Origin of the sequence: Streptomyces sp. NPDC002773 (assembly GCF_040295605.1) — a bacterium.
In the GTDB taxonomy this organism is placed as follows: Bacteria; Actinomycetota; Actinomycetes; order Streptomycetales; family Streptomycetaceae; genus Streptomyces.
This window is the reverse complement of sequence record NZ_JBEOVO010000069.1, coordinates 1-6808: the sequence shown is the minus strand read 5'-3', so window position 1 is coordinate 6808 and position 6808 is coordinate 1. Positions and strand designations below refer to the sequence as shown.

At 71.7% G+C, this 6808-nt stretch carries 9 protein-coding genes; 4 read left to right on the top strand and 5 right to left on the bottom strand.

Features of this window, described 5'->3' with window-relative positions:
- Together ABT034_RS35115 and ABT034_RS35110 are read right to left on the bottom strand one after the other, a co-directional pair.
- Positions 1 to 605, bottom strand: a 605-nt coding sequence (locus tag ABT034_RS35115) for an ROK family protein (protein ID WP_351221168.1), incomplete at its 3' end; no start/stop codon positions are given.
- A gap of 161 nt (positions 606 to 766) precedes the next feature.
- On the bottom strand, positions 767 to 1372 hold the full coding sequence (locus ABT034_RS35110; RefSeq protein ID WP_351221167.1) for a TetR/AcrR family transcriptional regulator: 606 nt from the start codon (positions 1370 to 1372) through the stop codon (positions 767 to 769).
- Between the two features lie 115 nt (positions 1373 to 1487).
- On the opposite strand from ABT034_RS35110, the gene ABT034_RS35105 reads away from it, so the two are divergent.
- The 4 genes from ABT034_RS35105 to ABT034_RS35090 all read left to right on the top strand — a co-directional run bounded on the left by ABT034_RS35105 (position 1488) and on the right by ABT034_RS35090 (position 4841).
- Complete coding sequence (locus ABT034_RS35105; RefSeq protein ID WP_351221166.1) at positions 1488 to 2642, top strand: acyl-CoA dehydrogenase family protein; 1155 nt, start codon at positions 1488 to 1490, stop codon at positions 2640 to 2642.
- A gap of 118 nt (positions 2643 to 2760) precedes the next feature.
- Positions 2761 to 3522: an SDR family NAD(P)-dependent oxidoreductase gene (locus tag ABT034_RS35100; RefSeq protein ID WP_351221165.1), complete on the top strand. Its 762-nt coding sequence runs from the start codon at positions 2761 to 2763 to the stop codon at positions 3520 to 3522.
- 88 nt (positions 3523 to 3610) lie between these two features.
- Positions 3611 to 4318 (top strand): TetR family transcriptional regulator, encoded by a 708-nt coding sequence (locus tag ABT034_RS35095; protein WP_351221164.1) that lies wholly within the window; start codon positions 3611 to 3613, stop codon positions 4316 to 4318.
- 133 nt (positions 4319 to 4451) lie between these two features.
- The gene (locus ABT034_RS35090; RefSeq protein WP_351221163.1) at positions 4452 to 4841 is read left to right on the top strand and encodes a zinc ribbon domain-containing protein; all 390 of its coding nucleotides are present in this window, start codon (positions 4452 to 4454) and stop codon (positions 4839 to 4841) included.
- A 63-nt stretch (positions 4842 to 4904) separates the two neighbouring features.
- Here the strand turns inward: ABT034_RS35090 and ABT034_RS35085 are convergent, their stop codons facing one another.
- The 3 genes from ABT034_RS35085 to ABT034_RS35075 all read right to left on the bottom strand — a co-directional run.
- Complete coding sequence (locus tag ABT034_RS35085; protein ID WP_351221162.1) at positions 4905 to 5861, bottom strand: electron transfer flavoprotein subunit alpha/FixB family protein; 957 nt, start codon at positions 5859 to 5861, stop codon at positions 4905 to 4907.
- A 37-nt stretch (positions 5862 to 5898) separates the two neighbouring features.
- Positions 5899 to 6684 (bottom strand): electron transfer flavoprotein subunit beta/FixA family protein, encoded by a 786-nt coding sequence (locus tag ABT034_RS35080; protein WP_351221161.1) that lies wholly within the window; start codon positions 6682 to 6684, stop codon positions 5899 to 5901.
- A gap of 28 nt (positions 6685 to 6712) precedes the next feature.
- Positions 6713 to 6808, bottom strand: a 96-nt coding sequence (locus ABT034_RS35075) for an acyl-CoA dehydrogenase family protein (protein WP_157849844.1), incomplete at its 5' end; no start/stop codon positions are given.

Below are 6808 nucleotides of genomic sequence, written 5' to 3'. Positions count from 1 at the left end.
CAGTACGGCACGTCCTCCGGCAGGTCCACCGCCGCCCGCAGCAGACGCTCGAAGGGCACGGCGTCCCAGCCGATCGTCTGGCCGTGCACGACCGCACCCTCACCGGCGTCGCGGGCCACGATGCCCGGCACACCGACACCGACGCCGAGCAGCCGGTCGGCGGGCACGTCGGCCGCCCGGAGCACCTCCGCGACGCCCTCGCGGACGTGGTCGACGACCACCCCGACCTCGTACCGCTCGTGCGGGTGGGGCCCCGCGACCGCCAAGGGCCTTTCCGTGCGCGCCAGTTCGGTGAGCGTGAGGTCGAACAGCTCGATCCTGACGCGGGTCTCGCCGACGTCGACGCCGATCATGAAGCCGCTGCCCGGGGTGACGCGGAGCAGGGTGCGGGGGCGGCCGCCGGCCGAGTCGACGCTGCCGGCCTCCTCGACCAACCCCTCCGCGACGAGTTCGGCGACCACGTTGCTCACCGAGCCCGAGCTGAGGCCGGTCGCGGGGCCGAGCGAGAAGCGGCTCATCGGCCCGTCGAAGTAGAGGCGCTGGAGGACGGCGGTGCGGTTCTCGCGGCGCAGATCACGCACCGTGCGGCCGGTCCGCATGGTCACTAGGGCCCCCTTGTGAAGTAGTCCTGAACGCAAACATACCGTCGTCAGGCCTCGCGCGTCCTCTTCTCTTGAGGTTTAACTCACATCCTGAAATAAGTAGGGCGGCCCTTCAGGACCTGAACGCGGGCGCCCAGGGCCGAGCCCGCTGCCCGCCTCGGAGCTCAGGACTTGCGGAGGCCGCTGAGGAGCAGTTCCGCCAGTTCCTCGTACGCCTCCGCGTCGGCCAGGCCCGTCGCCGAGGCGACCTGGCGGCGCTGGATGCGGACCATCACCGAGGAGATGACGTCGGCCGCGAAGGCCACGTGGACCTCGCGGAAGACCCCGGCCCGCACGCCCTCCTCGATGAGCTGCTGGACCCGGCCGGCCGCCGCGCGCGTGTTGCGCTCGTACACCTCCGCCGCCGGCTCGAACGCGGCCACGTCGTCGAAGAACTGTGGCGAGACCGGTGCCAGCTCGGCCGAGACCGCCCGCAGATAGGCCGCGAGCCGCTCGGCGGGATCGGTCGCGGCGGCCAGGACCGCCTCCACCCGGGCCGTGGCGCGCCGGAAGAAGTGCACGACCGCCGCCCGGACCAGCTGCTCCTTGCTGCCCGCGAGGCCGTACAGGGTCCGCTTCGAGCAGCGGAGCCGCCCGGCGAGATCGTCGAGGGTCAGCCGGGCGAAGCCCTCGCCGACGAGGAGGGCGACGAGCTCCTCGAAGAGGGCGGAGCGGCGCGCCGCACCGCGGCCCGTGAGCTTCGGGGCGTCGGCGGCTGAGGTCTCGATCACCCGGCCAGTATTCCAGGCCTGCCCCGCGGGGGGTTACGGCGCCACCCTTCTGCGCTACTCTCGACGGTACTGCAGTACCTGCCCCAGTACCACTTTGCGCGCCGCTGGAGTCGCCATGGATGTCGACCGCCTGCTTCCCACCCCCGAAGCGGCGGACCTCATCGCCCTCACCCGGGAGATCGCCGACAAGGAGCTCTCGCCGCGGGTGGACGAGTACGAGGCCACCGAGACCTATCCCGAAGGGCTCTTCACCACTCTCGGCGAGGCCGGGCTCCTCGGCCTGCCGTACCCCGAGGAGTACGGCGGCGGAGGCCAGCCGTACGAGGTCTACCTCCAGGTCCTCGAGGAGCTCGCCGCGCGCTGGGCCGCCGTCGCCGTCGCCACCAGCGTCCACACGCTGGCCTGCCACCCGCTGCACACCTTCGGCACCGCCCAGCAGAAGGAACGCTGGCTGCCCGCGATGCTGGCGGGCCGGACCATCGGCGGCTACAGCCTCTCCGAGCCGCAGGCCGGCTCCGACGCCGCCGCCCTCACCTGCAAGGCCGAGCGCCAGGACGACGGCAGCGGCTACCGCGTCACCGGCACCAAGGCCTGGATCACCCACGGCGGCAAGGCGGGGTTCTACGCGCTCTTCGCCCGGACCGCTCCCGGCAGCCACGGCATCTCCTGCCTCCTCGCCCCCGGCGCCACCGAGGGACTGAGCTTCGGCGCCCCCGAGCGGAAGATGGGCCTCCAGGCCGTCCCCACGACCTCCGCCTACTGGGACGGCGCCCTCCTCGAAGCCGACCGGCTCGTGGGGGAGGAGGGCCAGGGCCTCCAAATCGCGTTCAGCGCGCTCGACAGCGGCCGGCTCGGCATCGCCGCCTGCGCCACGGGCCTGGCCCAGGCCGCCCTTGACGCCGCCGTCGCGTACGCCAACGAGCGCACGGCCTTCGGCCGCCGGATCGTCGACCACCAGGGCCTCGGGTTCCTCCTCGCCGACATGGCCGCCGCCGTCGACGCGGCCCGCGCCACCTACCTGGACGCGGCCCGCCGGCGCGACCTCGGCCGCCCCTTCAGCCGCCAGGCCAGCGCGGCCAAGCTCATCGCCACCGACACGGCGATGAAGGTCACCACGGACGCCGTCCAGGTCCTCGGCGGCTACGGCTACACCCGTGACTTTCCGGTCGAGCGCTACATGCGCGAAGCCAAGATCACCCAGATCTTCGAGGGCACCAACCAGATCCAGCGCCTCGTCATCAGCCGGGGCCTCGCGCACGCGGAGAAGTAACCGCACCGCCCGGCGGCAGGGTGGCACCCGCCCCGCACGCGCACCACGGACGACACTCGACGTCACACGCACCACAGACGACGACACACGACGACACACGACACGAACGAGGAGTTCCATGGACATCGCCGGCTCCGCCGCTCTCGTCACCGGCGCCGCCTCCGGCCTCGGAGCCGCCACCGCGGCGGCGCTCGCCGCCCGGGGCGCCACCGTCTACGGCCTCGACCTGGACAAGGCCGTGGCCGCCGCCGGACCGCTGCCCGAGGGGGTACGGCTGCTCGCCGCCGACGTCACCGACGAGCAGGGGGTCCGCGAGGCGCTCGCCGCGATCGACGCCGACGGCGCCGAACTGCGGCTCGCCGTGAACTGCGCCGGCATCGCTCCCTCCGCCCGGATCCTGGGCCGCAAGGGACCGCACGACCTCGACCTGTTCCGGTCCGTCGTCGACGTCAACCTGATCGGTACGTTCAACGTGATGCGGCTCGCCGCCGAGGCCATCGCCCGGCACGAGCCCGACGAGCACGGACAGCGCGGCCTCGTCGTCAACACCGCCTCGATCGCCGCCTTCGAGGGCCAGGTCGGCCAGATCGCCTACGCCGCCTCCAAGGCCGGCGTCGCGGGCATGACCGTCACCGCCGCCCGTGACCTGGCGCAGTTCGGCATCCGGGTCGTCACCATCGCCCCCGGCATCGTCGACACCCCGATGATGGCCGGGTTCGGGGAGGACGTCAGGGCCGGTCTCGCCGCGAGCGTCACCTTCCCGCAGCGCCTCGCCCGCCCGGAGGAGTACGCCCGCCTGGTGACGATGGTCGCCGAGCACGACTACCTCAACGGCGAGACGATCCGGATGGACGGCGCGCTCCGGATGACGGCCCGCTGAGCCTCCGTACCCTCTTCACGGTACTGGGTGCCGGATTCGCCCGGCACCCAGTACCGCTGGCGGTGATTCCCAATGCTAGGTTCGGTGCATGGGAACAGCATCGACGAACTCCACGAAGCCAGCGATGCGGGACTCCCTCATCGCCGCGGCCTTCCAGCTCTTCCTGGAGCGGGGCTACGAGCAGACCACGGTCGACGACATCGTCACCCTCGCGGGCGTCGGCCGCAGGTCCTTCTTCCGGTACTTCCCGTCGAAGGAGGACGTGGTCTTCCCCGACCACGAGCAGTGCCTCACCGACATGACCCGCTTCCTCGCGGCGAGCGCCGACTCCGACGACCCGATGGTCCGGGTCTGCGGCGCCGCCCGGCTCGTCATGCGGATGTACGCCGAGAACCCCACGTTCTCCGTCCAGCGCTACCGGCTCACCCGGGAGGTGACCGGACTGCGCACCTATGAACTCTCGGTCGTCTGGCGGTACGAGAAGACCCTCGGCGACTATCTGCGCACCCGCTGGGCCGACCGCAGGGACGGCACCCTGCGCGCCAACGTGGCCGCCGCGGCCGTCGTCGCCGCCCACAACCACGCCCTGCGGCACTGGCTCCGCTCGGGAGGCGAGGGCGACCCGCTCGCCGAGGTGGACAGGGCCCTGGAGTTCGTCCGCGCCACCTGGAGCCCGGACGCGGTCGTGGACGCGCCGGCCGAGGAGACCGAGGACGTCGTGGTGGTGATCACCAAGCGGTCCACGCCCATGTGGCGCGTGGTGCGCGAGGTGGAATCGAGCCTCGGCGAGGGCTGAGAACGACCGGGCGACACCCCTCGGGGTTCTCGGTATCTCGAATTGAGGGAACTCAGGTCTTTATTTGATGGCACTCAGTGCCATATCTTGGCTCCATGCACGGTCGAGCCGCCGAGTGCAAGGAGAAGGCATCGTGTTCCACACGGGAATGAGGAGCGGGACCGCCGTCCGGGCCGCAGAGGAGTCGGCCCCCGACGTCGAGCTCTACTTCCAGCGCTGCCGCTGGTGCCACACCACGACGTTCCAGCGACTGCTCTGTCCGACCTGCGGGTCCACCGAACTCACGCCCGAACTCAGCGAGGGCGAAGGCGTGATCACCGTACGGCGGGGGGTCGCCGCGGCCGATGCCGACCTCTGGCCGGTGTACATGGCGGAGGGCTTCGTGGTCCGCTGCCGCGTCGACGGGCCGCTGCACGCGGTACGCCCGGGGGTCCGAGTCAAGGTCTCGTCGGGGGTCGGCGTGACCGGCCGCAGGCCGGTCGTGCGGCTCTGCGAGGAGGTCCCGCTCGACGGCTGGATCTGAGGGCGGGCGGACACGGAGAAGGGGCGGGTGGCACAGAGTGCCACCCGCCCCTTCCCGCTGGGATCAGCGAGCGCCGATCTCGTCCGTCAGCTGCGGCAGCACCTCGAAGAGGTCACCGACCACGCCGTAGTCCACCAGGTCGAAGATCGGGGCCTCCGCGTCCTTGTTGACCGCGACGATCGTCTTCGACGTCTGCATGCCGGCCCGGTGCTGAATGGCGCCGGAGATGCCCGCCGCGACGTACAGCTGCGGCGAGACCTGCTTGCCGGTCTGGCCGACCTGGTTGGCGTGCGGGTACCAGCCGGCGTCCACGGCGGCGCGGGAGGCGCCGACGGCCGCACCGAGCGAGTCGGCCAGCTTCTCGACGACCGCGAAGCCCTCGGCCGCGCCGACACCGCGGCCGCCGGAGACCACGATCGCGGACTCGGTCAGCTCGGGGCGGCCGGTGGAGACGCGCGGGGTGCGCGAGACGACCTTCGCGGCGTTGCCGGTGAAGGCGACGGTGACGTTCTCGACCGTACCGGCGGCCGAAGAGGCCTCCGGGGCGGCGGAGTTCGGCTTGACCGTGATGACCGGCACGCCGTGCGAGACCCGCGACCTCACCTGGTACGAGGCGGCGAACACGGACTGGGTGGCGACCGGGCCGTCCTCGCCGGCCTCCAGCTCCACGGCGTCGGTGATCAGACCGGAGCCGAGACGGAGCGCGACCCGGGCCGCGATCTCCTTGCCCTCGCCGGAGGAGGTCACCAGGACGGCGGCGGCCCCCTTCTCCTTGGCGAGCTGGGTGAGCGCGTCGACCTTCGGCACCACCAGCTGGTCGGCGAACTCGGCGCCGTCCGCGACATACACGGTCGCCGCGCCGTACTCGCCGGCGGTGGCGGCGATCGAGGCCGCGGCCTCGCCGGCGCCGAGGACGACCGCCGAGGGCTCGCCGACGCGGCGGGCCAGCGTCAGCAGTTCGAGGGCCGGCTTACGGACCGCACCGTCGGCGTGGTCCACGAGAACCAGGATCTCAGCCATGATTCGTTGCTCCTGAGTGGGTGTGGCTGACGGTGGGTCAGATGAACTTCTGGGTGGCGAGGAAGGCGGCGAGCTGCTTGCCGCCGTCGCCCTCGTCCGTGACGATCGTGCCCTGCGTACGGGCCGGGCGCGCGGCCACCGTGTCGACCAGGGTCCAGGCCCCGGCGAGACCCACCTCGTCGGCGTCGATGTCCAGGTCGTCCAGGTCCAGCTCCTGGACCGGCTTCTTCTTGGCGGCCATGATCCCCTTGAAGGAGGGGTAACGGGCCTCGCCGGACTGGTCGGTGACCGAGACGACGGCCGGCAGCGGGGCCTCCAGGAGCTCGGTCGCGGCGTCGCCGTCGCGGCGGCCCTTCACGAGCCCGTCCTCCACGGTGACCTCCGAGAGCAGCGTCACCTGGGGGAGGGAGAGGCGCTCGGCGAGCAGCGCGGGCAGTACGCCCATGGTGCCGTCGGTCGAGGCCATGCCGCAGACGACCAGGTCGAAGCCGGTCTTCTCCAGGGCCTTGGCCAGGATCGCGGAGGTGGCGATCACGTCCGAGCCGTGGATGTCCTCGTCGTTGACGTGGACGGCCTTGTCGGCGCCCATCGACAGCGCCTTGCGCAGCGCGTCCTTGGCGTCGTCCGGGCCCACGGTCACGACGGTCACCTCGGCGTCGTCGGCCTCCTCGGAGATCCGCAGCGCCTGCTCGACCGCGTACTCGTCGAGCTCCGACAGCAGACCGTCGACGGCCTCGCGGTCGGTCGTCAGGTCATCGGCGAAACCGCGGTCGCCGGTCGCGTCGGGGACGTACTTCACACAGACAGCGATCTTCAGGGTCACGGCCTGTCTCCTTTCAACGGGCAGGGTGTTACGGGAGGTTGCGGGCCATGACGATGCGCTGGACCTGGTTGGTGCCTTCGTAGATCTGGGTGATCTTGGCGTCGCGCATCATGCGTTCGACGGG